Below are 23,589 nucleotides of genomic sequence, written 5' to 3'. Positions count from 1 at the left end.
GAAATGAGGAGCGCAGAAAGTAGTGTAAACGCTGAGTGGAAGAGAGATAAAGTGCGGATAGACACATGCCCGCACTTTATCTCTCTTCAGGGTGATTCTCAGCACTGGAACGCCGGAGGTTTTTCTGTTGCATAAACTGCTTGAGGGCAATTTGGCGGTTGGTCATAAAGCGGTTCCAGAAGCCCGGAAGCAAGCCATCCATCGTTTTGGCGATCGACCATACCTCCAGCGCCATGATGTTGTAGAACGAGCGATCGGCACGCTGTAAGTTCTCAATCCACTGTTCAATATCCATAGATTGCAAAGACTCCTGGTCAGGAAATTGCTCGGTTTCGTCAGAATCAGGTTTGGGCATTGAAGTCCTCACTAACAGTGATCCACAAACGCTCTGCACCCCGACCATCAATCAGTGCTGTATTAAATCTGTAAGTGATTATCCGCTAAATCTGTAAGTGATTATCCGCAGGAACATTGAATGAACTGTCTCTACAGACCAAAACACCATTTCTCAACACACCTGATTAATTCAACTTCTTTCTTCATCATGCCTACAAACTGAGGGAACGTCTGCACATGAGTTCCTGGTAGATAACCCGGTTGCCGATGAAAAAATCATGTCAGCCTCTCTGTTGATGCCAAACAAAATTTTTATTGGATAAGCAAAGCTTATTGACAAACTCTCAGGAGAGCCTTTTCGGCATCTTTTTCGGCATCTTTAATATGCTCTGGGGACACTGTGCTGAAATAATGGTTTGTTGCTGGACTGTTTTGCTTGTTCGCTTGAAAGCGACCTCTGATTTGCCATGAAGCTGCGATCGTTCTACTTTATCCTGGCAAGTGTGGTTGGGGGGCTGTTGCTCGTTGCCACGATTGGTTTTTACTGGCTGCTTTCTCAAAGCCCACTGAATTTGCTGAAGGCTGGGCAGGATGTGACCCCTGCGGCTGCTATGTTTGTGCCCAGGCAGGCTCCGGCCATGGTTTCCCTGCTGGCTAATCCTGACCAATTAGAGGCGTTTCGGCTAGGAGTAGCGCGACCGGGAGAGCGGCGGCAGGCAAGGGCAGAGTTAGCTCAGTTACAGCAAGGCTTGCTGGCCAATACGGGTTTGAGTTATAAGCAGGATATCCAGCCCTGGCTGGGTAAGGAAATCACTCTGGCAGTCACCACCCTCGATATTGACCGCGATGCAGCGAATGGACGGCAACCGGGTTATCTGCTGGCGATCGCCACTCAGGATCCAGAGCGCTCCCGTGAATTTCTACAACTCTTCTGGCAAAAGCGGGCGATCGCGGGCACTGACCTGGTGTTTGAGCAGTACAAGGGCGTGAAGTTGTTGTATGGCAGCCAGGCTGAACAGGTCAGGAGCCTGGATTCTGGAGCCAAAGGCAAAAAAAGCTCAACCCTCCAATCTCAGCTTTCAACCCTTTCCTATTCCTCTCCCTCCCTTGCCAGTGCAGCGGTGGGCGATCGCTTCATTCTGTTTGCCAACCACCCCAAGGTATTGCGAGATGCAATCAATAACGTACAGGCTCCGGACCTTAGCCTGCGCAGTGCCAGCTTTTATGAACAGGCGTTAGAAACCCTGACCAAACCCCGAATTGGGCTATCTTTCATTAATTTGCCCGGACTGGCAGCGTGGCTGGCGGAGGAAACAGCGGTTCCTGGAAAAGACCCGACAAAGAGCGCCACCGTAAAACCAGAAACCACCCCTGCCTACCAGACGATGGCGATCGCCCTGGAACTGGATCGGCGCGGATTGGTGGCGGAAACCGCATTGTCGGGTGGTAAGAAAAGTTCGGTGGCTGCCTCACTGACACAACCAGTGGGGGCTTTGCAATACCTTCCTGCCAGGAGTGCTCTGGCTGCATCGGGAATTAATCTTGACCGACTCTGGGCAGGGCTTTCCAGTGATCTGAAAAGTTATGAGACGGCTTCTAAACTGCTGAACCAACCCCTAGCAGAGCTTCAGAAGCGATGGAAGATCGATCTGCCCAGAGATGTGTTTAGTTGGGTGAAGGGGGAGTATGCATTAGGACTGGTTCCCAGTTCTGGAACCCAGGCGGAACAGCGAGAAAAGAAAAAAACAAACGCTTCCCTCTCCACTCCTCCCGCTGTGGGTGACTGGATCTTTATAGCTCAGCGTTCAGACGTGGGTCTGGCGAAGCAGGGAATTGACCGATTGGATGCGATCGCCAAAGAGCAGGGATTAAGCGTGGGCCCCATTAAACTAGGTGACCAGACCGTTTCTGCCTGGACTCATCTAACCACGGAAGCGGGTAAAAAAGACAGTGCGTCCCTGGCATTGCAGGCAGAGGTGCGTGGAGTGCATGCCACAGTCGGCAATTACGAAGTGTTTACCAGTTCGATCGCCTCCATGGATCGAGTCCTGCGGGGAACGGACAATTCACTGATGAAAGATTCTCGATTTCAGCAGGCGATCGCCCCCCTGCTGCAGCCGAACAACGGCTATCTATACCTGGATTGGGCAACCAGCCAACCAATCCTGAAAAGCCAGTTTCCGCTGCTGAAACTGGTCGAGTTAACGGGTAAACCGCTATTTGACCATCTCCGATCCGTTACCCTCAGCAGCTATGGTAGCCAGGCTGGGGTGCAGCGGGGTGGGATGTTTCTTCAGTTGGGTTAACTTTCGGACGAATCTTGCGATTCTTCTAAGCGTTGCAGGGCAAGGGTTGCTGCCTGGGCAACATGGGGATGGCTATCCTTCGCCAGGTACTTCAAGGCAGAAATGCTCTTGGGTGTCGGCATATTACCCAGTGCTTCCGCTAACCGCTGGCGCACCAGCCAATCCTCAGACTGGGCAAAGCGAAGAATGTGATCGACTGCTTCGACAACTTTGATTTCACCCAGGGCCGCGATCGCCGCCTGCTGCAAAACTACTTCTTCACTATCTAACGCCTGGATAAGGACTTCATAGGCGCGGGGGTCCTGCAAATTTCCTAACGAAACCGCAGCGCTAAAGCGCACAAGCCAGTCGGTGTCTTCGTAAAATGCCCGTACCAGCGGCTCAAACGCCCGCGGATCCTGGAGATATCCCATCGCTCCAGCCGCATCAGCCCTGGCTCCATAGTCCTGGTCGTTTACCAGCAGATCCAATAGCAGCGGAAACGACTCTTCCGTTGGCTTAATGCCCAGGGCAAAGATTGCCATCGAGCGAATTTGAATACTTTCGTCGTGCAATACTTTCTTGATCAAAGGCACTGCGTCAGCGGGGGGCACATCCCTCAAAGAAGCGAGTGCCAGCATGCGATCGCGGGTGCTTTTGCTTTCAAGCTGAGCCGAAATTTGGTTTAGGTTTGATGAGTTCACGTTACAAAAATTCATGTCACATTTCCTCGATTATAAGGAAAGTCAGAGGTCTTTCCCAGAAATAGAGGAGGGGAGATAGCCGAACCTAAGTACCAATCCCCAAACGCCCTGCCAGACCTGGAGTGAGTGGTAGCAGGGTGGCTACCATCAAAAACAGTGCGAGCAGTCCCAGGGCGGCTCTGGCATCATCGGGTTCAGTGAGGTCATTCAGACAGGGACGCTCTAGTTCGCGTTGTAAGAATAACACCACGATCGCCCAATACAGCGCCAGTGGGTTGAAGATAGCAAACAGACCCAGCACAATAATGCTTCCAACCGTCGTGCGTCCGGCAATTTTTCGTCCATAAATGGCCTGGACAATCCGCCCCCCATCCAGTTGACCGGCAGGCAGTAAATTTAAGGCAGTAATCACTAACCCCAGCCAGCCCAAAATTACCAGTGGGTGAAGATCCACCAGAGGTTGTTGCAGCGATTCCCGCAGGGCAAGTCGGGCCAGAGTTCCTACCAGGATCGATCCCTTAAAAAACTCAGTTGGCAGTTGAAACAAGCTCCCCTGGTGAGAAAGTACCAGACCCGTTACCAGCATTCCCAGGGAAAGCAACCCACCAGCAGCCGGTCCTGCAAAGGCAATATCAAATAAAACGGTGCGGTTCGGAAGCAACGACTCAAACCGGGTCAGGGCTCCAAATGAACCAATCTGCCAGGTTGGGATAAAAAATGGCAGACTCAAACGAATGTTGTAACGCTGTGCCATGACCCAGTGCCCCAATTCATGCACCGCCAGAATACTGAGGATACCAAGGGCTAAGGGTAACACCTCCATAAACCGATTGGGGGTGCTGAAGAAGTCAAAGTTGCGCATCAGCCCGGCACTTTCAAGGCTGGCTGCAAAGGTTACCAGCAGCAGGACAACCGCAATCACCTTTTGAAACACGGTCATCGGTTTGGGGTCGCGGCTGCTTGGCAGAACAATCACAACGGGTTTATTGTTCTGATCCTCAACCAGAAACAGACGATATTGCTCGCCCAACCGCTCCTGCAAGTTCGCCGATAGCTTGGCATAGGTTTCTGCGGGCTCCCCCCGCAGGTTTCCCCGAAAAACGGCTCCTTCCTGGTAGGGAATGGTTTCGGTGGTAAAGAAGGTGTCGATCCCAAAAATGCCCTGAATGGCGCGCAAGTCTTCTGCAGGAATGGGAACAGCCCCGGTTTCTGCAACGATCCCCTCAGGCTGGACAGTGGTTGTCTCACTGTCAGTTGTGTCTTCGGCTTTAGTTTCAGATGGATTGGTGTTCTGAGAGTTGGCGATCGCCGAAGCACGCCGGGACAAAATGGCATCCTGTCCCAAAGCTCTCAATCGGTTACCGAGATAGATGTAAATCCCTGTAGACAGGACAAACATGAATAGCACTGCCACCAGGTTCAGGTAAATGCCCACGGCTGTCAGGCTGAACGCCAGAATCCAGGGAGCCATCAATACCACCGACTGTAACCAGGCCAGCAGCCCCAACTTGCCAAACGGTCTGGCACGATAGAAACCCCACCCCAAAAAGATCAGCGCCAGCAGCACAGTGATTGCAGTAATCATTCCCAATTTCCAAAATCAACCTGGAACCTATCAACACTTCCCCGTTTTCCCTGAAGGAAAGCAAAAGATGAACGGAATCCGATTTTTTTAGTCTTTTGTAACGAGGAAACCGCATTATAGCTGTCGCCAGGTTGCTCAGGACATTGGGTTTAAGGGGGGGGGTGGGGACTGTGTTCCAGCCAGGGGTTCCACCCCTGCACCCTGTTCCTAAGCTTAGTGACTATAGCTATAAGATCTAATTTACCTGAATCAGCGCTGCACAAACTTGTCTGTGAAAATAGGAAGCCGGATAGATTGCCTCTAGTGGTTTGTCAGTATTAATTTGCGTTCTAGATAAATCAAAATGGTTATTTTGTGAGTTAAAAACTCACAAAATATTGCTGTCGTCAGGTTAATCAGGACATTGGCTTTCAAGGGGGGTAGGGGCGCAGCCCCCAGAGAAAGGCCCCCTCTACCCCCCTTGAAAACTTTTGTTTTGCTCTACTAGGGCCAGATATTGCCAAAAAGGAGCCGCGATCGCCAGGTAGCATCAGTTGCACAACGCTACCCTCTTCTAAAGCACTGATCTTATTTTTTTCTTCTTCTTGCCATCTTTCTTGGCATCTTTCTTGGTTTCTTTCTTTTCAGGCTCCTCAGCGACAGGTTCGCTAACAACAGGCTCCTCAACAGCGGTTGCGGCAGCGACAGGCTCTTCAGTGACAGGTTCGCTAACAGCAGGTTCCTCAACAACGGTTGCGGCAGCGACAGGCTCCTCAGCAACAGATTCCTCAGCGGCTGGCTTCTCGGCTGGCCTAGTTTCCTGTTTCGCACCCATCTGGGCAGCGACCTCCGCGACAAAGTTAGTCTCTTCTTTTTCAATGCCTTCGCCCAGCACAAATCTGACAAAACGACGCACCTGGATATTTTCACCTAGTTGCGCGATATGCTGCTTCACCAGCTCTTCAACCGTAATATTTTGATCGCGGATATAGGGTTGATCGAGCAAACAAAGTTCTTTCAGGCGTTTTTCAATCCGCCCCTGAACAATTTTTTCCTTGATGTTGTCTGGCTTGCCTGCCAGGTCATCCTTCCCCATTTCGATCGCCTTTTCCTTTTCAACGATCTCTGCGGGAATGTCAGCCACCTTCACGTACTCAACTTGAGAATTGGCCGCCACTTGCTTGGCAATATCCTGCACCAGCTTCTTGAAGGACTCGTTGCGGGCAACAAAGTCGGTCTGGCAGTTAACCTCAACCAGTACGCCAATCCGACTGCCCGTGTGGATGTAGCTATCGACCAAACCTTCAGCCGCCGTTTTCCCGGATTTTTTCTCAGCAGAAGCAATCCCCTTCTTGCGCAGCCATTCCGTCGCTTTTTCAAGATCCCCGTTGTTCTCGGTCAGTGCCTTTTTGCAATCCATCATGCCTGCACCTGTCTTTTGGCGCAGTTCGCTCACTAACTTTGCGGTAATTTCTGCCATGTCCCTTTAGTCCCTGCTCTGAAATAGTTTTGAGTTTTTGAGTTTTAAGTTATGAGTTATGAATTTGATTCAAGTCAAAACTCATCACTCATAACTCAGCATCAGCATTTATTACTCTTCTGACTCCTCGTCATCCTCTGGAAGGAAGGAGAGGTCGTTGTCTTCGTAATCAAACTCTTCTTCAGCGCCTTCATAGTCATCGTAATCATCTTCGACTTCAAGCTGACCGTGACGACCTTCATAGATCGCATCTGACAGCTTACCCACTATTAGCTTAATCGACCGGATGGCATCATCGTTCGCAGGAATGGGGACATCCACCACGTCAGGGTCGCAGTTGGTATCTAGCAAAGACACAATAGGAATTCCCAGCTTCTGGCATTCCTGAACGGCGTTGTATTCTCGCCGCTGATCGACAATGACGACCACATCGGGCACTTTCCGCATCATTTTAATGCCACCCAAATATTTCTGAAGCTTTTCCAGTTCCCGGCGCAGCACGGAAGCTTCTTTTTTGGGGAGCAGATCTAGCGCTCCAGTTTCTTCTCGACGTTCTAACTCTTTTAGACGCTCAACCCGCGTCTTAATCGTGACCCAGTTGGTGAGCATTCCACCCAACCAGCGCTGGTTGACGTAGTAAGCACCACAGCGGGCTGCTTCTTGAGCCACAATTCCGGCAGCCTGACGCTTGGTGCCAATAAATAGAAAACGCTTGCCTTGCTCAGAGGCATTGCGGACGTAGTGGTAGGCTTCATCCATCAACTTGGCGGTTTGCACCAGGTCGATGATGTGAACACCATTTCGAGAAGTGTAGATGAACGGCTCCATCTTGGGGTTCCAGCGACGGGTTTGATGCCCAAAGTGAACCCCTGACTCCAACAGTTGAGCCAATGAAACGACTGGCATATTTTACTCCTGTATTCGGGTTAATCCTCCACCCAGGAGCATCTTTGAAAGCGATTGCTTAGCTGCTAGTTGTTAATTATTTAGATCGTGAACTTTCTAAAAACTAACAACTAATCACTAACAACTTTCTTCAGACACCCGAAATCCTGAGTGTGCGGTTTTTGACAACTCCTCTAAGGTAACACAGTCATGCAGGCTATGGAACCTGGCCCATCTTGTATAGCAAGAGGGCAGGGGCGAGGTTCAGAAGTCTGGATGGCGGGGGATGGGGAAATGGAGTACTCTTTATTCCCTCACTCCCCCTTCTGTCTTCCGTTTTCTGTCTTCTGTCTTCTGTATTACTTCACAGCCGTGGGGCTCTGTTCTTCCTGCAACACAGGCTGGGGTAGAACAGCTACTTTGGGATAGGCAATCCGCTGGTGATTGAACTGTTGCCAGACTTCGACAAAAATGGTGGCGATTTTAGACATTTCTTCGCGAGTTAGTCCAGAATTCACCAACTGTTTGTCCTGCCAGCGGGCGCGCAGGATTTTGTTGATCATGGAGAGGGCTTCGTCGTAGGTGGCTTCTTTGAGCGATCGCAGTGCCGCCTCACAGGAATCGGCCAGCATGACAATTCCCGTTTCCCGCGACTGGGGAATGGGTCCGTCGTAACGAAAATCGGCTTCCCGCACTTCGAGCAGAGTCCCATTCGGTTTTGGGTGTTGCTGCGCCCACTGCTGAGCCTGATGGTAGAAGTAGGCAATCAGCATGGTGCCCTGGTGCTCTGGAATAAATGCCTGGACTGCTTTGGGTAACCGGCATTTGCGAGCCATCACCAGTCCTTCAGAAACGTGCTTCTTGATAATTTCGGCGCTTTTCCAGGGATTGTTGATCAGGTCATGTTTGTTGGGGCCGCCCATCTGGTTTTCGATAAAACCCAGCGGATCGTGCATTTTGCCAATGTCGTGATATAGCGTTCCCGTCCGTACCAGCTCTACATTGCAGCCAAGGGCGCGGGCAGCCGCTTCTGCCAGGGTAGCTACAAACAGGGTGTGCTGGAAGGTACCGGGGGTTTTGGCGGCAAGTTGCTTCAGCAGGTAGCAGTTGGGGTTGGCCAGTTCCACCAGGCGGATGGTGGTCACCAGGTCAAACAACTGCTCCAGGTAGGGGCTGCTGCCGATCGCCACAATGCACCAGGCCAGACCCAACAGGGCATGAATCGCGGCTGACCCCAGCAAGGTGTACCAGACCATGCCAGACGCCACATTGAATACCAGGTAAAGGCTTCCCTGCAAAATGCCAACGCCGATTCCCAGAAGTGCCAGTTCTTCCCGCGATCGCAACCGACCCGCCATCCAGCCACCCAGTAATCCGGCTCCTGTACTGGAAAGCAACTGACTCCAGGGAATGGACATGCCAAAGGGTAAAATCACAGCCAGGATGCCAGTCACCGCAATTCCCAAAGGTGAGCCATAAAAACTGCCTACCAGCAGCCCAATGGCAGGCAGGTTGGTGGAGGGCACCCGGAGAACAATCAGTAGCGGGGTTGTCAGGCTCAAGAGCCAGATCAACAGGCGATCGCGGCGACGCATCCCCGGATTAAACTTGCGCTCCACAAACCAGAAGACCCCAACCGCACCACCGACTAAGACCCCAAACCCAATCAGCCCAGACCAGTTGATTTCCCGGCGGCTCAGCCCGAAGTGGTCTAGCAGCGCAAAGTCACCCGTGGTGATCTCTTCCCCTGTGCGAACAATGACCTCCCCCTCTCGAATGGAAACCATTTCCGGCTCAACCTGCTGAGCCGCCTGCTCCGCCCGCAGTCGGGTCTGTGCCTCATCCCGCACCAGGTTGGGTTGGAGTGAAGCTAAGAGGATCTTGATTCCCGTCTCTTCAGCAGCGGCTGGAAGGGTGCCCCTAACCCGGAGACGAACGGCACTTTCTAGAATCGCTTCGGTCAAACCCGGAGCAATCCCCTGGGCCAATATTTGCTCGGCCAATTGGGGGATCTTCACCCTGGTTTGCTGCCAGTCTGCGGCGCTAAGATCGAGCAGAGTTGCGTCGTAAATGGATTCCCCATCTGAAGGGGTGGAGCTAGAAAGGGAGCTTACCGTGGCAGCGTAAAGGGAACGGGCTTCTGCGATCGCCTCCAGCAGCGCAATATAGTCTCTGGAATCAGCCGTGCGGGGATAGGCTAGCAGTTCAGCCGCTGCCCGTCGCTGCTGGTCATTGGCCAGGTCAGACAACTTTAACCGAGAACGGGCAGTGGTAGTGCGAGGAAAAGACGCCGTTGGGTCGGCAACGCTTAGCAGCTTTTGCCATTCTGCCTCGCTGGCTTTGCGCAAATAGGACTGGGTTCCCAGCGAGAGAATAGACGTTTTGGTAAAGGGAAAGGGACCCGCCAATCGCCTCAATTCATTACCCTCATCCAGTAGCCGCTGCACATTGTCGCGGATCTGCTGGTTAACAGCCTGATCCAGCATCAGGACTGAAATGGCACTGGTTCGAGCAGCTTTCTGCTTTTCTTCAGTCGCTTTTTTATCTTCGATTGTCGCGTCCCTGGGGGCATAGATCGTTTGGGGAGCCGCCTTGCCTACATCCAGTTTGGGCGCATTATAGAAGCGGTGGCCCATCGCACTGGCCAGGGAAATCACTGCCAGGGCTGATATGACATAGGAACGAGTGACTTTGCCCGATTCAGGCAACGGCTGTAATTTCCGCCAGCCCCCAGTCAGGCCTTGATAGAGCCGTCCTCCATAACGCCGACAGGGTTGCTTAAGCTTTTGCACCAGTGGCTGAAACCGTTTCATAATGACCTGCGATCGCACGGTTGACTGGAAAAACGGGGTAGCAGTCAGGAAAAAATGGCGCCGCCAGCGTAGCCTTTCTATTATATGGAGCCACTTTCAATCACGGGAGTGGTGATTGCCCCCCGCTCAAACTGCCACCTGCTGCTAATTAAGACAGACGAATTACTCCTGGGGCGGCGATCGCGGGGACCTGTTCTGGAAAGTCTACTGAGTTGTATACTCCAGACCAAACGGCCAGTAATCGAGTCGCCAGTTGCTCAATCTTCGCACCCGACACTCCCCCCACCTGCTGGCTGGAATAGTGAGCATCTGCCATTCTCCACACCAGCGGAATTCCAACCCAACTGTTGTAGGCACCCATTAAAGCACCTGTTAGTCCACACACCTGAGGAGCATTACCGGATCGAGCTGCCCGAATCAACGCCAGCCGGAAATCTTCAGGCGTGCTTAAACTGCAATAGAGTGCCAGACAAATCATTTCAGAACTTGATCCAACTTGCTGGGACGACAGGAGACTGACCCTAGCAGCACCCAGATCTCTCCCTTCTTGAAGCAAGGTCTGGGTCTGCTCCAGTTTTGAAATGAAATCATGAAGGGTATCCTCTCGACTAAACTCATCCGATTGCAATTGGGTGACGATTTGGGGAATGAGATGGCGCGGAGAGAGTTGTTCTTTCAAAGCAGCGGCGATCGCACCAGTGAATGCCCATGCCTCCTGCCACGCACCCGGCTTAGCTTTAAACTGACTGGCAACCTCCTCCAAAGCCTGCCGACGCTTGAACTCATTGTCATGAAAGAATAGCGCAACAGGTAGGGTTGCGATCGCCAGATCGGCTCCTGTTACCCCTGGACTGGCAACGAAGGTAGCCTCTTTCCCGTCAGTCAATGCCGGGAGCCCAATCTGCTCTAAATCAAGCCCCTGCCAGCCACCTTTCAGAATCAGTTTTTCAGTCAAATAGAGAGCAACCTTTCCCCAGCCGGATGGCATTGATTGGCTCAGTGAAACCTCCTCCCTATCCGAGCCTGGATGCCAGGTAAATAGGTCAATATGCCCCATCTCTGCTGAATGTTTTGCTGGGAATGACCTCCTCTGTTGTAATTTTTGTTTCCAAAAATAGGAACCTAACTCTTCTCCCAGCGCTGCCCCTAACAGCACTCCTTGAAAGCGACTCAATAACGAGTAGCGCATCGATTTGTGGCCTGTGGTTACGCTCTCCATACTAACTGAGGATTGGATTAGGGAGAGGAGGGAGGTGTGAAAAGGGAAAGAAAAAAGAAGAAGTAAAGAAGAAAGAAAAGGGAGGATAGGAGCTGGAAGGGGGGGCTAAAAACGGGGCTCTAACTCCTTGAAACCCTGATTCCCTCGACCCCCTTTCCAGGATTGCCACAAAAGAACTGACAAACCCGCTGGAAGGGAACTCACTCTTGCACTCATTTCGCCTTTCTCTCGGCCTCTCTTTTCCTGTTTTTCCTTTTTTCTATGCTTCTCCCCATCTCCCTAACAAAATTTAAGAAATCCGATGGTCAAATCTGCCATTCCTCACTTATAGTAGCTCTACAGTATCTTAGATAGATTTGACCGCTACGGATAGGGTTGTCTCTGCTTACCTCTGGTATTTCTGGTATTAAAGTTATTTACTCTGTTGCCTAAGGATTCCTAAAATGCGTGCTTATCTAAAGCCAGGTTCCCTGCGATCGCTCACTCTGACTTTTGCTATGAGCTTTGCTGTGATAGGGATTTCCACGGCGGCTGGGTTGAGCCAGCAGTCGGGAGCGCCTGCTGCGGGTGGTGTTGATGGCACTGCGACTGAAGCTGTTAGTCGCTCAACACTCAAGCCAGGCAGCAAAGGAAATGATGTCACGGAGTTACAGGCGACGCTAAAGCTGCTTGGCTTTTATAACGGAGCGGTGGATGGGGTTTATGGACAAACCACCGTCAATGCGGTGTATTCCTTCCAACAAGCAGCCGGGTTAGATGCAGACGGTATTGCTGGTCCTGCTACCTGGGGACGGCTTTTTCCTACCACCCCCGTTGCGGCGCCCCCCCCTTCGTCTCTGGTGAGCCGTCCATCATCTTCTAAGCCAGCCAGTGCAGCGGCTACCAGCCCCAACCCCAACCACTCCGCTACCGCAAAACCTGCGAATCCAACTCTGGGTTCCTCGCCAGCAAAAGTAGCTCATGTCTCGCCTGCCCCCGCTGGTTCAACCGCGATCGCAGCGGCTAAAAAGCCAGCACACTCGATTGAGGGAGCTAACTCTACTCCTAGTTCAGAAGTGGCTTTGCCGATCTTAAGAGTAGGTATGAAAGGCCCAGCAGTCAGTGGGTTGCAGCAGCGGTTGCGGGCGATCGGCGTCTTAAAGAGTTCCGCTGATGGAGTGTTTGGCCCCGAAACGCAGGAAGCGGTAAAGGCTGCCCAACGCAAATTTAATCTTGAAGCAGATGGGGTCGTAGGTCCGGCAACCTGGAGTCAACTGTTGCAGTAGTTATCCTCACCTCTTGTTCACATTTCTTAACGCTTTGCAATCAATCAAAAGACTTTGTTGCAGGCTGCTCTATGATTAGACAGTAGTAGCTTTTGTTTTGCCGAATTTTTCTATAGCTGTCGCCAGGTTGCCCGAGACTTTGGGTTGAAGGGGGTGTGTAAGCTACGCCCCAGCCAGGGGTAGAACCCCTGCACCCCGTCCTAAACCTGGTGACTATCACTATGTTTCCTGTTTACTCAATCGTTTGCGGCGTTAGCACTGTCAGAGGTACTAGCCATGCCCAAGAAAAGCCGAGAGCTTACGGTCGATACTGAGCCGACTGAAGGCGCTCTGCTAAACCGGATGACGAATCGAATCCGCAAGTCTCTAGAGCTTCAGGAGGTACTCTCTGCCGCTGTTGCAGAAATCCGGTCATTTCTAGGAACAGACCGAGTCAAGATTTATCGGTTTGAACCGGATGGTTCTGGTCAGGTAATTGCGGAGTCTATCTATAAGCAGCGTCTCCCTTCACTGTTGGGATTGCATTTCCCAGCTGGTGACATCCCTCCCTCTGCGAGGGAATTGTTTGTTAAAGCCCGGCAACGGGTAATTGTGGATATTCCCAGCCAGATCACAACGCTGAGTCGGCTAGAAACCGCTTTAACAACAGCTGATCTGACGGTTGAGGATGTCTCCAATTTGCCACTGGAAGAAATTCTGCAACGCCCGGTGGATCCCTGCCACGTCGAATATCTGACTGCAATGGGTGTGCAGTCGTCTCTGGTGATTCCCCTGCTACACCAGCAAAAACTCTGGGGATTACTGGTGTCGCACCATGCAGAGCCTAAGAAGTTTTCTAAAAAGAAAATACAGACTGTCCAACTTCTGGCAGACCAGGTAACCATTGCGATCGCCCAGGCATCTCTTCTTCGGGATGCGCGAGAACGGGCCCACCGCGAAGCCATCGTCAACCAGATTACGACCCTGCTCCACTCGCCGTTACCCATCCCCGAAATCCTGCGCATTGTTCTGGAATGCATAGTGAAAGTCGTTGAGGGTTCGGCTGGCAGGCTCTACCTGTTTGGGTATCGAGCGGATGCTGCCGCCGATCTCTATACCTTTGGTAAACAGCCAATACTGCCTAACGATCAGGTGCTTGAAACATCTCGCTTCTGGCAGCATCTGTTGACGCAGAAGAGTGATCCATTCCAGCCTCTTGAAGAGTTATTTAAAACCTCAGAATTGCTGTCTGGCGAAGATCTTGAACGAAATACGCTATCTCTCAAAATTTACCGGCGTTTCAACCCGTATGCTGTTTCAGACATTTATCAAGAGCCCCAGTTAGAAGATGTGTTGCCCGCCTTTCACTCGAAACCAATTCGCAGTCTGCTGGTCATGCCATTGAGCTATGGAGAGGAGCCTCTGGGTTTTCTCACCATTTTTCGGGATGAAATTGACACCGACATTGTTTGGGCAGGCAGGTACAGTCCGGATAATCGCAACGACCGGGTGCGCGAGTCCTTTGCCGCCTGGCGCGAATTGAAGAAGGGGCAGGCGCGGGAGTGGACATCGGAGGAAATTGACCTGGTGCGATCGCTGGGTACCCACCTGACTATGGCCGTAATGCAAAATCGCCTCTACCAGTGTGAACGGGAACAGCGCATGATTGTTGAAATGCGTAACCAGGAACTGAATATTGCCCGCTCGGCAGCGGAAGAAGCCAGCCGTCTCAAGTCCGATTTTCTATCTTCCACCAGCCACGAATTGAGAACGCCCCTCGCCTCAACCCTGAATTATTTGAAACTGCTCAAAGAGGGGTTTTACGACAATCCTGAAGAGCTTCAGGAATATATTAACGTCGCTTACAACGCTGCCGAAAATCTGGTTGCTATCATCAATGATGTTCTTGATATTGCCAAGATCGAAGCAGGGCGCATGCATGTGCAGCTAGAATCGGTGAATCTACCAGAGATGCTGCGCGAAGAAGAAAACCTGTTTAGACCAGAAAGCCGCCAGAAAGGAATTTCTTTGATTATCGATTGTCAAGTGAATGAAGTACAGGCAGATGGCACTAAATTAAGGCAGGTATTGACCAATTTGTTAGCTAATGCCTTTAAATTTACTGACTCTGGCGAGGTGCGGGTGCGCGTCATCCAGCGGATGCAGGAGACGAACGGTTCCCTTCAACCTGTAGTTGAAATTTCAGTCGCCGATACAGGCATTGGAATTGATAATGAAAAAGGGGATCTTTTATTTGAGCCTTTCGTTCAAGCAGATGGTTCGATTAAGCGTCGTTATGGCGGTACAGGGCTGGGACTGACTATTTGTAAACGCTTAGTTGAGCTCATGGGGGGGCAAATTTGGCTAGAAAGCTCTGGCAAAGGGCAGGGAACAACTGTAACTTTTACGCTCCCCAATCCACCTAATCCTTAGGAAGAGACCTTGAATATTCTTCTTGTTGATGACGATGAAATCCTGGCGAAAGGTACTGCTAAGCTAATCTACCGTCTGGGCCATCATCAAGTCTCGATTACGGATGACCCCAGCGAGATTTTTCGCCTTTGCCAGACAGGAGAAGTTGATCTGGTGTTGATGGATGTCAACATTCCCGGTGCGGAATGGGAAGGACGGGAAGTTAGTGGGACTGACTTGGCTCGCGCGCTCAAAAATCATCCGCAAACGGCTCACATTCCGATTATTTTGATTACGGCCTACGCTATGCTAAGCGAGCGCAAAGCCCTGATGGAAGCTTCTCAGGCTGATGGCTTCTGCGCTAAACCTGTAACTGATTATAATGCTCTGCTAGAGATGATCGATCGCCTCGGCCAGAGGTCTACCAGTGGCCTGATCAATCACAATTCTGGTAAGGAGGGGGGGGTAGGGGTAGGGAATCAGGGGAGCAGGATGGAGTGATGAGGTGGATGAATGGATGAGTGGATGAATAACAACTAACAACTAACTATAGTAAATAGTAGAGTAAGTAATAGCTACCAGGTTTAGGACAGGGTGCAGGAGTTCTCCCCTTGGCTGAAGGCTAAGCGCCCCTAAGTCAATGCCCTAAACAACCTGGCGACAGCTATAACAACACGTCTCGCCTACTCCACAATGTCTATCGGGAACTATATTCCTCAATCCGGTGGTACCCTACTTCTTCGTAAGCGGCTAGCTGGAGCTTGAGGAACTGATTCTGATCTTCAATTTCCTTCAGTTCGGCCATTTTCTCAGCGATCGCCCGCGTAAAGTTGTCTGCGTTGGGAAGCTGGTCAGCAATCCAGGAGGTGTCGATTTCAATCTCGATCATCCTCAGAGTGCGGCGGTACTCCCGCATCAGACGGGCGTTGTTCGCAATTTGCTGCTTCAAGATCCCGATGGCACTGGTTGAGCGGTAGATGCGAACGGAATACAGGTCGCGATCGACATCCAGCATCTTGTGCTTTAACGCTTCTAGCTGGTCAATCAAAAACTGGGTGGACTTGCACTCATGATTCAATTCATCTAATCGATGCTCCAGTTTTGCTTTATGCACCAGAAGCTTCTGATCCGTCATTAAACGAGCCCCTTCCCGACCACAGGTTTCCAAAGCAGGGGGTAGAAAGCTGGGCGGTATCAGTCATTTTCAGCAGTAGCAAAACTCCCACTGCGCTAACCGCAGACACTAGAAACAGGTTAACTCCAACAACAAAGGAGCCAAGTAACAGTCCCAGCACAACAGTACCCAATGTGATCTTGATGTAACTGGCGCTGGGGATTGGGTTGGGTGGAACGTACTGTTTACCGGTCGTGTGGTTGGTAATCACCACCAGCTTCTTCATCAGGTAACCCTGCAGGGTATAAAGGGCTGAAACGATATCGCCGAGCTGGACGGGCAGATTATCTATTTTACCCGGCACGGAAAACTGGAGTAATTTCAGGTTGCGATCGGCGGTTGTGATTTGAAGGGTGTAATGGCGGCGATAGAAGGTTGGGAGTTTGGAGGAAAAATGGAGCAGCGTTTCGTAAATGGATGTTCGCCGCGACAGTTTGCCATAAACCACGCCAAACCTGGTTTTGCAGAAGACGCAGGTAACGCGAGAAGCCGTGTGGCTCAAGTCAGCGATCGGGCGGGAGCAGGTCGGGCATTGCAGCGACGGTTTCATCAAGCAAACTCCCAGGGCAATAGGGCGTAAGGCTTTCTATTCGGGGTTGATAATCTTCGGCACCTTAAAGAAATCGCCCTCCCGATCCGGCGCACAGTCTAAAATCGCGTCCCGATTGGGATAAGGCTGTAAAACATCAGCACGCGTGACATTGCTGACATCGATCGCCCGTGTTGTTGGCTGAACATCGCTCGTATCCAACTCGCTCAACTGCTGAAAATAGTCGAGAATATCACTCAATTGAGTCGTAAACGTCTCTTCCTCTTCTGGAGTCAGTTCCAGACGAGCCAGATAGGCCACTTTACGAACCTGGTCGCGATCGAGCATGAACTTAACCACTTAGAAATACACATCCATCTGAGATCGACCCGTGGTTTTAAGCCAGTTTTGGGCTTCGATGTAATTGTTGGGGGCAAGGCGAATCGCCCGCTTCCAGTAATCGGCAGCTTTGTCGTAGTAGGCATCTGCTTCATCATCATTGCCCGCTTCTTTTTCGCGCTCACCCAGGTAGTGGAAGATCACCGCAATGTTGTTAAGGGCCTGAGGCATGCGAGGGTTCAAATCCAGCGCTTGGTGGTAGTAATCCAGTGCGACGTTATGTTCGCCGTTGCTGGCGTGGATAAGCCCAATGTTGTAAAGAATGTAGCTACGGTCATAGGGGTCTTCTTCCAGCTTTAGCGCTTCGTTGTAGTTTTCCAGCGCTTCGGCGTACTCGCCGTCGGCCTGAGCAGACATCCCATCCCGGTAATAGGCAAAGGCTTCCTTTGCTTTTTTATTAGCAGGCAAGAGCTTCAGAATCATATCGGCCATGACGGTGAAGCTCTTGTCGATGAAGTTGTCGTTGCGTTGTGTTCTTGGCATAGGTCAACTCGGCGATCGCGCTCAAGAAGTGTAACCAGATGGTTCCAAAGTTTTACAGATGTTTATTAGTCTAACGCTGACGCGGAACTCTGGATAGTTTGAGAAATGTGAAGGAAATCCCCGTAATTTTACAGAATTGAGCTTCAAGTCGGCTAAAACAGCCTGAACCGCTTCAGAGAACTTACGGAAATTTGTCAGTGATATAGCTCTACGCGGGTGCATTAAGACATTGGAGCGGGTGCATTAGGACATTGGAATTATAGAGGGGGAGTGGGGGCTTTGCCCCCAGCCAGGGGTTCCACCCCCTGCACCCCGTCCTAACCATAATGACTACCGCTATAAGAGTCACCCGATCAGGTGAAGGTGGTCAGTAACCATCCTGCATCTGAATCATCCGGTAACAAGACAATCTTCACAGACTGTTAACAGCCCTATCACCCTGACGGGTTAAGAAATCGGGCGTTGCTGAATTTGGGTATGAAATAGGTGCTGTATGCTCGACTTCGTTTCGATTCATGCTGCTTTTCAGCAACACCGGCCAGAGAAAGCAGGCACCAATGTCTGCAATCAGGCTAACAGAATCCGTCAGCGCGGCAATTGAGATATCGCCCCAAAACCAGTCGAAGCGATCGTAAGGATGAATTTTTGTAGGCGTTTAAAAAAACACCACCAGGCTTCTGCTTTGGGTTTCAGGCGATTGCGCTACTTTTCCAGGTCTACCGTCGTAGCAATCAGTTTGCCATAATTCTGTAATCGCTCATCGAGGTGAATCAGTTTCAGTAGACCCGAAGTAGCCTCCTGAGGCAGGTCTGCTAAGGCTGATTCAACTATCCTGTGCCGCCAGAAGGTCGAGAATCTGTTCGGCTGAGGGCTTGGGAGTTGCCCGCTCCAGGTTGGCAAGTCTGGCGGCGTAGGTTTGCAGGGCGGCATCTAACCTGGGGGAATTCATGGGGGCGGTGCGTTTTACGGTGTTTCTTAGATCCGACAGCTACAGTCGTGTGGATTCGGGTAATGGGTACGAAGTGGGGTGAATGTCAATAAAAACGGCTGTAAGCGTTAAATTATTCAGGAGCTCTACATCAGTGATGACATATTGGCTGGGTTAGTGGGAGTGGCGTTAGCACTGGTGGCTGAATGACTTCTCTCACTAGCAAGTGTGAGCCGGGTCATGGTGGTCGTAGGATGCCTTGCATTTGGAGGGAATCGGCGTGACATTGGTTTCTCTGGTCATCACGGTTTATAACCGGGAACATTATCTGGGTGCAGCGATTGAAAGTGTGCTGGCTCAAACCTATTCAGATTTTGAACTGGTTGTTTGGGATGATGGTTCAACGGATCGCTCCCTGGAGATTGCGCAGGAGTATGCCCGCTGCGATCGCCGGGTGCGTGTGATTGCCGCTCCCCATGCAGGAAGGGTACCCGCTCTCCAGGCGGCGATCGCGAATACCACAGGTACTTATTTGGGTTGGGTAGACAGTGATGACCTGCTGGATCCCAAAGCTCTGGAAGAAACCGTAGCCATCCTCAATGCCCACCGGAATGTGGGGATGGTTTACACCGACTACCTGGATATGAATGAGTCCGGGCAGATGCTGGGCTATGGCTACCGCTGCCAGATCCCCTATTCCAGAGATCGTCTGCTACTAGATTTTATGACTTTCCACTTTCGCCTGATCCGGCGATCGGTGTTTGACCAGGTGGGAGGCATTGATGGCTCTTTGGACTATGTTGAGGATTATGACCTCTGCCTGCGCTTGTCCGAAGTGACCCGGGTAAGCCATGTCCGCAAGCCGCTTTACTACTACCGCCACCATGGGGGCAATGCTTCCCATGAATGGCGGATTGAACAGGTGCTGCGATCGCGCGCCATCATTCGTCAGGCTCTGAAGCGACGGGGACTGTCTGACCAGTGGGAAATTCACATCCAGTTCCCGGAGGGGCGCTTTGTCCTGCGTCGCAAGCAAGTGGGGCTCCGTCCATCTCCCGCCTGCGGCACGGGGACTGAGATGAGGAAAAAGCGAGCAGCCTTTCTGGTGCCCCTGTTTAGGGAAGGATGGAGGCAGCCGCTTTCCCCGCCGAAATTCTGCGTCGTCCCCCTCTTGCTGGCCCTGCCGCTGGCTACCCTCAGTCCTGCTGGAACGGTCCGCGCCCAATCCATTACGCCTACCCCTAACGGCACCAACACTATTGTTACGCCCACTGGCGATCGCCTCGATATCACCGGCGGTACCCAGGCTGGAGCCAATCTGTTCCATAGCTTTCAGCGGTTTGGGCTGGATGCGGGGCAAATCGCCAATTTTCTCTCCAATCCGTCTGTCCAAAATATTTTGGGACGGGTCACGGGGGGAGATGCCTCGATCATTAACGGGCTGATCCAGGTCACGGGCAGTAATGCCAACCTGTACTTAATGAACCCGGCAGGCATTGTTTTTGGTCCCAATGCCCGATTGAATGTGCCAGGGTCATTTATAGCCACCACCGCTAATGGGATTGGGTTTGGCTGTGCAGGACCGGGGGTGAGGTGCGCAGGCTGGTTCAATGCGGTGGGAACCAATGACTACACAGCTCTGGTTGGCACTCCTGACACCTTCGCCTTTACAATGGCGCAACCGGGGGCGATCGTCAATGCCGGGAATCTGGCGGTTGAGGATGAGCGATCGCTCATCCTCTTAGGCGGCACCGTCCTCAACGCCGGGCAACTTTCTGCACCGGGCGGACAGGTAACTCTCGCCGCTGTTCCAGGCAGCAACCTGGTGCGGTTGAGCCAGCAAGACAGTCTCCTGAATCTGGAATTTATCCCCACCACCACTCCTTCTCTGTCCTCTGGAGCTTCTCCGGCCCCCCTTCCCTTCACTCCCCTCACCCTGCCCCAACTGCTGACGGGTGGAAATCTGACCAGTGCAACGGGAGTTACGGTCAACCCGGATGGCACGATTCAATTGGGCGGATCGAGCCTGCGAGTTTCGACCAATCCGGGGACGGCCATTGTTTCTGGTAGCATTACCACCTCCAATGCCTCCCTCAGCCCCATTCCCGACTCTCCACTGCCAACGCCGCTCCTGGTGAATGTTTTGGGAACCCAGGTGGGGTTAATTGGAGCCACTATCAATGCTTCCGGGCTGACCGGAGGGGAAACCGTTCGGATTGGCGGAGACTATCAGGGGCGCGGTCCGGTGCCCAATGCCCAAAGTACCTTTGTAGACGCCAGTTCCACCATCAATGCAGATAGCTTGCGGAATGGAAATGGGGGCCGCGTCATCCTGTGGGCAGACCAAATTACCCGCTTCTATGGCAACATCAGCGCACGGGGTGGAGCCCTTTCAGGAGATGGTGGTTTTGTTGAGGTGTCGGGTAAGCAAGACCTGGTTTATCAGGGATTTGCGGATGTTTCTGCGCCTGCGGGCAACCCTGGCACTCTGCTCCTCGACCCGACCAATATCACCATTGTGGCGGGAGCCTATGGCTACGGTACGGGTGACACGGCCTTACCGGATATTTTCAGCACCGATTTTCCCGGCGCGTCCATCACCGTTTCTGAAGGAGCGTTAGAAGGATTTGGCTACGGCAATATCATCCTGGAAGCGACCAACGACATCACAGTGGCTTCCCTGGCGGATGGGGTGCTGAACCTGTTCAACTCCTCATCCGTTACCTTTAGAGCTGATGCAGATGGAGATGGGGCGGGTTCGTTCATTATGGGGGCTGGATATGGTCTGGTTGCCAATGGTCAGAATTTGACCATCTCTGGAGCCAATCTGATCCTGGGGAACATTGACACTTCCAGCCCAGAGTTTGGCAATGGTGGGGATGTGAATCTGGATGCAGCAGGCAATATCACGGTTGGCAACATTAACACCAGCAGTTTTACCGGATTGGGATATCGGGCTGGCAACGTGGATATCGCCAGTGCCAGTGGGGCGATCGCCACGGGCAATATCTTCACCAACAGCGATGTTCAGGCGGGAGCTGTGACACTCTCGGCCCCTGGCAGTAACAGTGACGTAACCTTTGGCAGCATCAGTGCTGTTGGAACTGGAGCTGGTTCAGCCGGGGCACCCGTATCGATTACCGCAGGTCGGTTTGTGCGAGGAACTGGCTTTATCGATGGCGCCACTACCCCAACCATTGATAGCAGTGGCGCAGGAACCTCTGGCTCTATCCGGATTGAGCATGGTGGTGGATTGGCCGATGTTCAGTTTGTAGTTGGAGATGCCGCCATCAACGGCACAGCAGGTCGATTGGTCACTGGAACGGCTGCCGCACCCAGCACCATTGAACCTATCCGCTCTTTCCCTGGCAGTTTCTCAACCACAGGGATTGATATCATCACGACGACTTCCCCACCCCCTCCGCCCCCCATTGATCCCGGTGATGGCGGTGGAGATGGCAATCAGGGGAGGCCAGACATTCCACTGGATGACCAGGAAGAGATTTCCTCTGACCTTGCCGATACATCTGAAGAGGACCTATTCCTGGATCTGCCGGATGGGGATGGCTCCTTTCTGGATGAGCCGGGCGACTCAGACGTAGCCAGTCTGGAAGAGGATGCCAACCTTGAGTTTGAAGAGTACTTAGATATTCCAGATGATCTTCCAACGCTGAATGCGGGTGATGCCGAGAACATCCTTGATCGCATCAGACTGGAAACCGGGGTCAAACCCGCCCTGGTCTACGCGTCCTTCATTCCGGCCAGTGTTGCCACGGAAAGAGGAAAACCCACAAAATTTCCTGCAAAAATGGCCTGGGCAAACGCCTATTCTGGTAGCAAAAACAGGGCAGATCCACCTTCACCCGGTCAATCATTCGTCAACAATCCAATTGGACAGCCCAATACCCAGCCAGGGAAGGTTGCCCAGAAGCAGCGATCGCAAACACTGCGACAGAAACTTCCCCCCAGTGACCAGGATCAGTTAGAACTGGTGGTCGTAACGGCTGAGGGAAAACCGATTCGGAAGCTGGTTGCTGGAGCGACCAGAGGCCAGGTACTCAAAATGGCCCGACGCTTTATTAACGAAGTTACCGATCCCCGCAAAGTACGCACCACTAGCTATCTGAACGCAGCCCAGCAGCTTTATCGCTGGATGGTGGCTCCGATTGAGTCAGAGCTACAGGCGCGAGGAATTGGCAACCTGGCCTACATCTCAGATACGGGCTTGCGGTTTATTCCAATGGTGGCGCTGCATGATGGTAAACAGTTTTTGGTGGAGAAGTACAGTTTTGGGTTAATGCCCAGCTTCAGCCTCACCGATACCCGCTACACCAGTCTCAAGAACGCGACGGTGCTAGCAATGGGGGCGTCGGAGTTTGCCGACCAGCCGCCCCTGCCTGCTGTACCGACGGAACTGAAAGTGATTACTAAAGACCTGTGGCGGGGAAGTTCCTTCCTCAACCAGGACTTTACCCTGGCCAACCTGAGAGCCCAGCGAACCGAGGAACCCTATCAAATCATTCACCTGGCAACCCATGGTGAGTTTCAGCCAGGTGCCCTGAGCAATTCTTACATTCAGCTCTGGGATACCCGTTTGCAGCTTGACCAGCTTCGTCAATTGGGCTGGAGCAACCCGCCAGTAGAGTTACTGGTTCTGAGTACCTGCCGTACTGCTTTGGGCAGCGATGATGCTGAACTGGGCTTTGCTGGATTTGCGGTGCAAGCTGGGGCTAAAACGGCTCTGGCCAGCCTGTGGAGTGTCAGTGATGAGGGCACCCTGGCGCTGATGACCGAGTTTTACCGCCAGCTACAAACCGCTCCGATTAAGGCGGAGGCTCTCAGACAGGCGCAAATTGCCATGCTGAAAGGGGAGGTACAGATTGATGGTGATCAGTTGCGTGGCTCACGGGGAGGAGGACTGGTGCTGCCTGCCACTTTAGTAGTGGGGAGTAAGCGCACATTAAACCATCCCTACTACTGGGCGTCGTTTACTCTGATTGGTAGTCCATGGTAAGCATCCTAACCACAATGCCTACCACTATAGCAATCTTATCTGGATAACCTTGAGCACCTAACAGACAAATTCACCGTTCTTTTTCCCTGACCATCCCATCTCGACAACTGTGTGTACTTC

General features: G+C 52.2%; 16 protein-coding genes and 1 pseudogene. 5 read left to right on the top strand and 12 right to left on the bottom strand.

Annotated elements, in window-relative coordinates; all coding sequences use genetic code 11:
* Nucleotides 1-76 precede the first annotated feature (76 nt).
* Nucleotides 77-355 (bottom strand): hypothetical protein, encoded by a 279-nt coding sequence (locus tag P4D80_RS17300; RefSeq protein ID WP_421655254.1) that lies wholly within the window; start codon nt 353-355, stop codon nt 77-79.
* A 448-nt stretch (nt 356-803) separates the two neighbouring features.
* On the opposite strand from P4D80_RS17300, the gene P4D80_RS17295 reads away from it, so the two are divergent.
* Nucleotides 804-2,642, top strand: coding sequence for a DUF3352 domain-containing protein (locus tag P4D80_RS17295; protein ID WP_421655253.1), 1,839 nt, complete (start codon nt 804-806; stop codon nt 2,640-2,642).
* Here P4D80_RS17295 and P4D80_RS17290 read toward each other — a convergent pair.
* The 6 genes and pseudogenes from P4D80_RS17290 to P4D80_RS17265 all read right to left on the bottom strand — a co-directional run bounded on the left by P4D80_RS17290 (nt 2,639) and on the right by P4D80_RS17265 (nt 11,256).
* Entirely contained in the window at nt 2,639-3,325 is a 687-nt protein-coding gene (locus tag P4D80_RS17290) for a HEAT repeat domain-containing protein (RefSeq protein ID WP_421655252.1), read from the bottom strand. The genes P4D80_RS17295 and P4D80_RS17290 overlap by 4 nt on opposite strands.
* Nucleotides 3,326-3,410: 85 nt before the next feature.
* Nucleotides 3,411-4,910 carry a site-2 protease family protein gene (locus tag P4D80_RS17285; protein ID WP_421655251.1) on the bottom strand — a complete coding sequence of 500 codons (1,500 nt, stop codon included), beginning with the start codon at nt 4,908-4,910 and terminating at the stop codon, nt 3,411-3,413.
* An 802-nt stretch (nt 4,911-5,712) separates the two neighbouring features.
* Nucleotides 5,713-6,369, bottom strand: a pseudogene (tsf, locus tag P4D80_RS17280) (translation elongation factor Ts); the annotation flags it as partial.
* A gap of 111 nt (nt 6,370-6,480) precedes the next feature.
* A complete protein-coding gene (rpsB, locus tag P4D80_RS17275; protein WP_421655250.1) occupies nt 6,481-7,275 on the bottom strand; it encodes a 30S ribosomal protein S2 in 795 nt (264 codons plus the stop codon).
* A 338-nt stretch (nt 7,276-7,613) separates the two neighbouring features.
* Nucleotides 7,614-10,067 (bottom strand): HD family phosphohydrolase, encoded by a 2,454-nt coding sequence (locus P4D80_RS17270; RefSeq protein WP_421655249.1) that lies wholly within the window; start codon nt 10,065-10,067, stop codon nt 7,614-7,616.
* A 148-nt stretch (nt 10,068-10,215) separates the two neighbouring features.
* A complete protein-coding gene (locus P4D80_RS17265; RefSeq protein WP_421655248.1) occupies nt 10,216-11,256 on the bottom strand; it encodes an ADP-ribosylglycohydrolase family protein in 1,041 nt (346 codons plus the stop codon).
* A 473-nt stretch (nt 11,257-11,729) separates the two neighbouring features.
* On the opposite strand from P4D80_RS17265, the gene P4D80_RS17260 reads away from it, so the two are divergent.
* The 3 genes from P4D80_RS17260 (at nt 11,730) to P4D80_RS17250 (ending at nt 15,443) form a co-directional block, all read left to right on the top strand.
* Nucleotides 11,730-12,551 carry a peptidoglycan-binding domain-containing protein gene (locus tag P4D80_RS17260; RefSeq protein WP_421655247.1) on the top strand — a complete coding sequence of 274 codons (822 nt, stop codon included), beginning with the start codon at nt 11,730-11,732 and terminating at the stop codon, nt 12,549-12,551.
* Between the two features lie 276 nt (nt 12,552-12,827).
* Nucleotides 12,828-14,963, top strand: coding sequence for an ATP-binding protein (locus tag P4D80_RS17255; RefSeq protein WP_421655246.1), 2,136 nt, complete (start codon nt 12,828-12,830; stop codon nt 14,961-14,963).
* Between the two features lie 9 nt (nt 14,964-14,972).
* Nucleotides 14,973-15,443 (top strand): response regulator, encoded by a 471-nt coding sequence (locus tag P4D80_RS17250; RefSeq protein WP_421655245.1) that lies wholly within the window; start codon nt 14,973-14,975, stop codon nt 15,441-15,443.
* 196 nt (nt 15,444-15,639) lie between these two features.
* Here the strand turns inward: P4D80_RS17250 and P4D80_RS17245 are convergent, their stop codons facing one another.
* The 5 genes from P4D80_RS17245 to P4D80_RS17225 form a co-directional block, all read right to left on the bottom strand.
* Nucleotides 15,640-16,077 (bottom strand): hypothetical protein, encoded by a 438-nt coding sequence (locus tag P4D80_RS17245; RefSeq protein ID WP_421655244.1) that lies wholly within the window; start codon nt 16,075-16,077, stop codon nt 15,640-15,642.
* Nucleotides 16,049-16,666: a hypothetical protein gene (locus tag P4D80_RS17240; protein WP_421655243.1), complete on the bottom strand. Its 618-nt coding sequence runs from the start codon at nt 16,664-16,666 to the stop codon at nt 16,049-16,051. Before P4D80_RS17240 ends, P4D80_RS17245 begins: the two co-directional genes overlap by 29 nt.
* Before the next feature lie 36 nt (nt 16,667-16,702).
* Nucleotides 16,703-16,993, bottom strand: a complete 291-nt coding sequence (gene gatC / locus P4D80_RS17235) for an Asp-tRNA(Asn)/Glu-tRNA(Gln) amidotransferase subunit GatC (RefSeq protein ID WP_421655242.1) — start codon at nt 16,991-16,993, stop codon at nt 16,703-16,705.
* Between the two features lie 12 nt (nt 16,994-17,005).
* Entirely contained in the window at nt 17,006-17,527 is a 522-nt protein-coding gene (locus tag P4D80_RS17230; protein ID WP_421655241.1) for a photosystem I assembly protein Ycf3, read from the bottom strand.
* Between the two features lie 823 nt (nt 17,528-18,350).
* On the bottom strand, nt 18,351-18,476 hold the full coding sequence (locus tag P4D80_RS17225; protein ID WP_421655240.1) for a hypothetical protein: 126 nt from the start codon (nt 18,474-18,476) through the stop codon (nt 18,351-18,353).
* A gap of 259 nt (nt 18,477-18,735) precedes the next feature.
* On the opposite strand from P4D80_RS17225, the gene P4D80_RS17220 reads away from it, so the two are divergent.
* Nucleotides 18,736-23,469, top strand: a complete 4,734-nt coding sequence (locus tag P4D80_RS17220; protein ID WP_421655239.1) for a CHAT domain-containing protein — start codon at nt 18,736-18,738, stop codon at nt 23,467-23,469.
* Nucleotides 23,470-23,589 lie beyond the last annotated feature (120 nt).

Origin of the sequence: Leptothermofonsia sp. ETS-13, assembly GCF_049200465.1 — a bacterium.
GTDB lineage: Bacteria > Cyanobacteriota > Cyanobacteriia > Leptolyngbyales > Leptolyngbyaceae > Leptothermofonsia.
The sequence above is the reverse complement of the archived record's forward strand: the minus strand, read 5'-3'. Positions and strand labels throughout refer to the sequence as shown.

What these genes read in the sequence shown, in the direction of transcription:
- P4D80_RS17300 (WP_421655254.1), bottom strand. Translation starts at nt 355, where the DNA reads ATGCCCAAACCTGATTCTGACGAAACCGAGCAATTTCCTGACCAGGAG.
- P4D80_RS17285 (WP_421655251.1), bottom strand. Translation starts at nt 4,910, where the DNA reads ATGATTACTGCAATCACTGTGCTGCTGGCGCTGATCTTTTTGGGGTGG.
- rpsB (WP_421655250.1), bottom strand. Translation starts at nt 7,275, where the DNA reads ATGCCAGTCGTTTCATTGGCTCAACTGTTGGAGTCAGGGGTTCACTTT.
- P4D80_RS17225 (WP_421655240.1), bottom strand. Translation starts at nt 18,476, where the DNA reads ATGAATTCCCCCAGGTTAGATGCCGCCCTGCAAACCTACGCCGCCAGA.
- P4D80_RS17270 (WP_421655249.1), bottom strand. Translation starts at nt 10,067, where the DNA reads ATGAAACGGTTTCAGCCACTGGTGCAAAAGCTTAAGCAACCCTGTCGG.
- P4D80_RS17260 (WP_421655247.1), top strand. Translation starts at nt 11,730, where the DNA reads ATGCGTGCTTATCTAAAGCCAGGTTCCCTGCGATCGCTCACTCTGACT.
- P4D80_RS17265 (WP_421655248.1), bottom strand. Translation starts at nt 11,256, where the DNA reads ATGCGCTACTCGTTATTGAGTCGCTTTCAAGGAGTGCTGTTAGGGGCA.
- P4D80_RS17255 (WP_421655246.1), top strand. Translation starts at nt 12,828, where the DNA reads ATGCCCAAGAAAAGCCGAGAGCTTACGGTCGATACTGAGCCGACTGAA.
- P4D80_RS17295 (WP_421655253.1), top strand. Translation starts at nt 804, where the DNA reads ATGAAGCTGCGATCGTTCTACTTTATCCTGGCAAGTGTGGTTGGGGGG.
- P4D80_RS17240 (WP_421655243.1), bottom strand. Translation starts at nt 16,666, where the DNA reads ATGAAACCGTCGCTGCAATGCCCGACCTGCTCCCGCCCGATCGCTGAC.
- gatC (WP_421655242.1), bottom strand. Translation starts at nt 16,993, where the DNA reads ATGCTCGATCGCGACCAGGTTCGTAAAGTGGCCTATCTGGCTCGTCTG.
- P4D80_RS17230 (WP_421655241.1), bottom strand. Translation starts at nt 17,527, where the DNA reads ATGCCAAGAACACAACGCAACGACAACTTCATCGACAAGAGCTTCACC.
- P4D80_RS17245 (WP_421655244.1), bottom strand. Translation starts at nt 16,077, where the DNA reads ATGACGGATCAGAAGCTTCTGGTGCATAAAGCAAAACTGGAGCATCGA.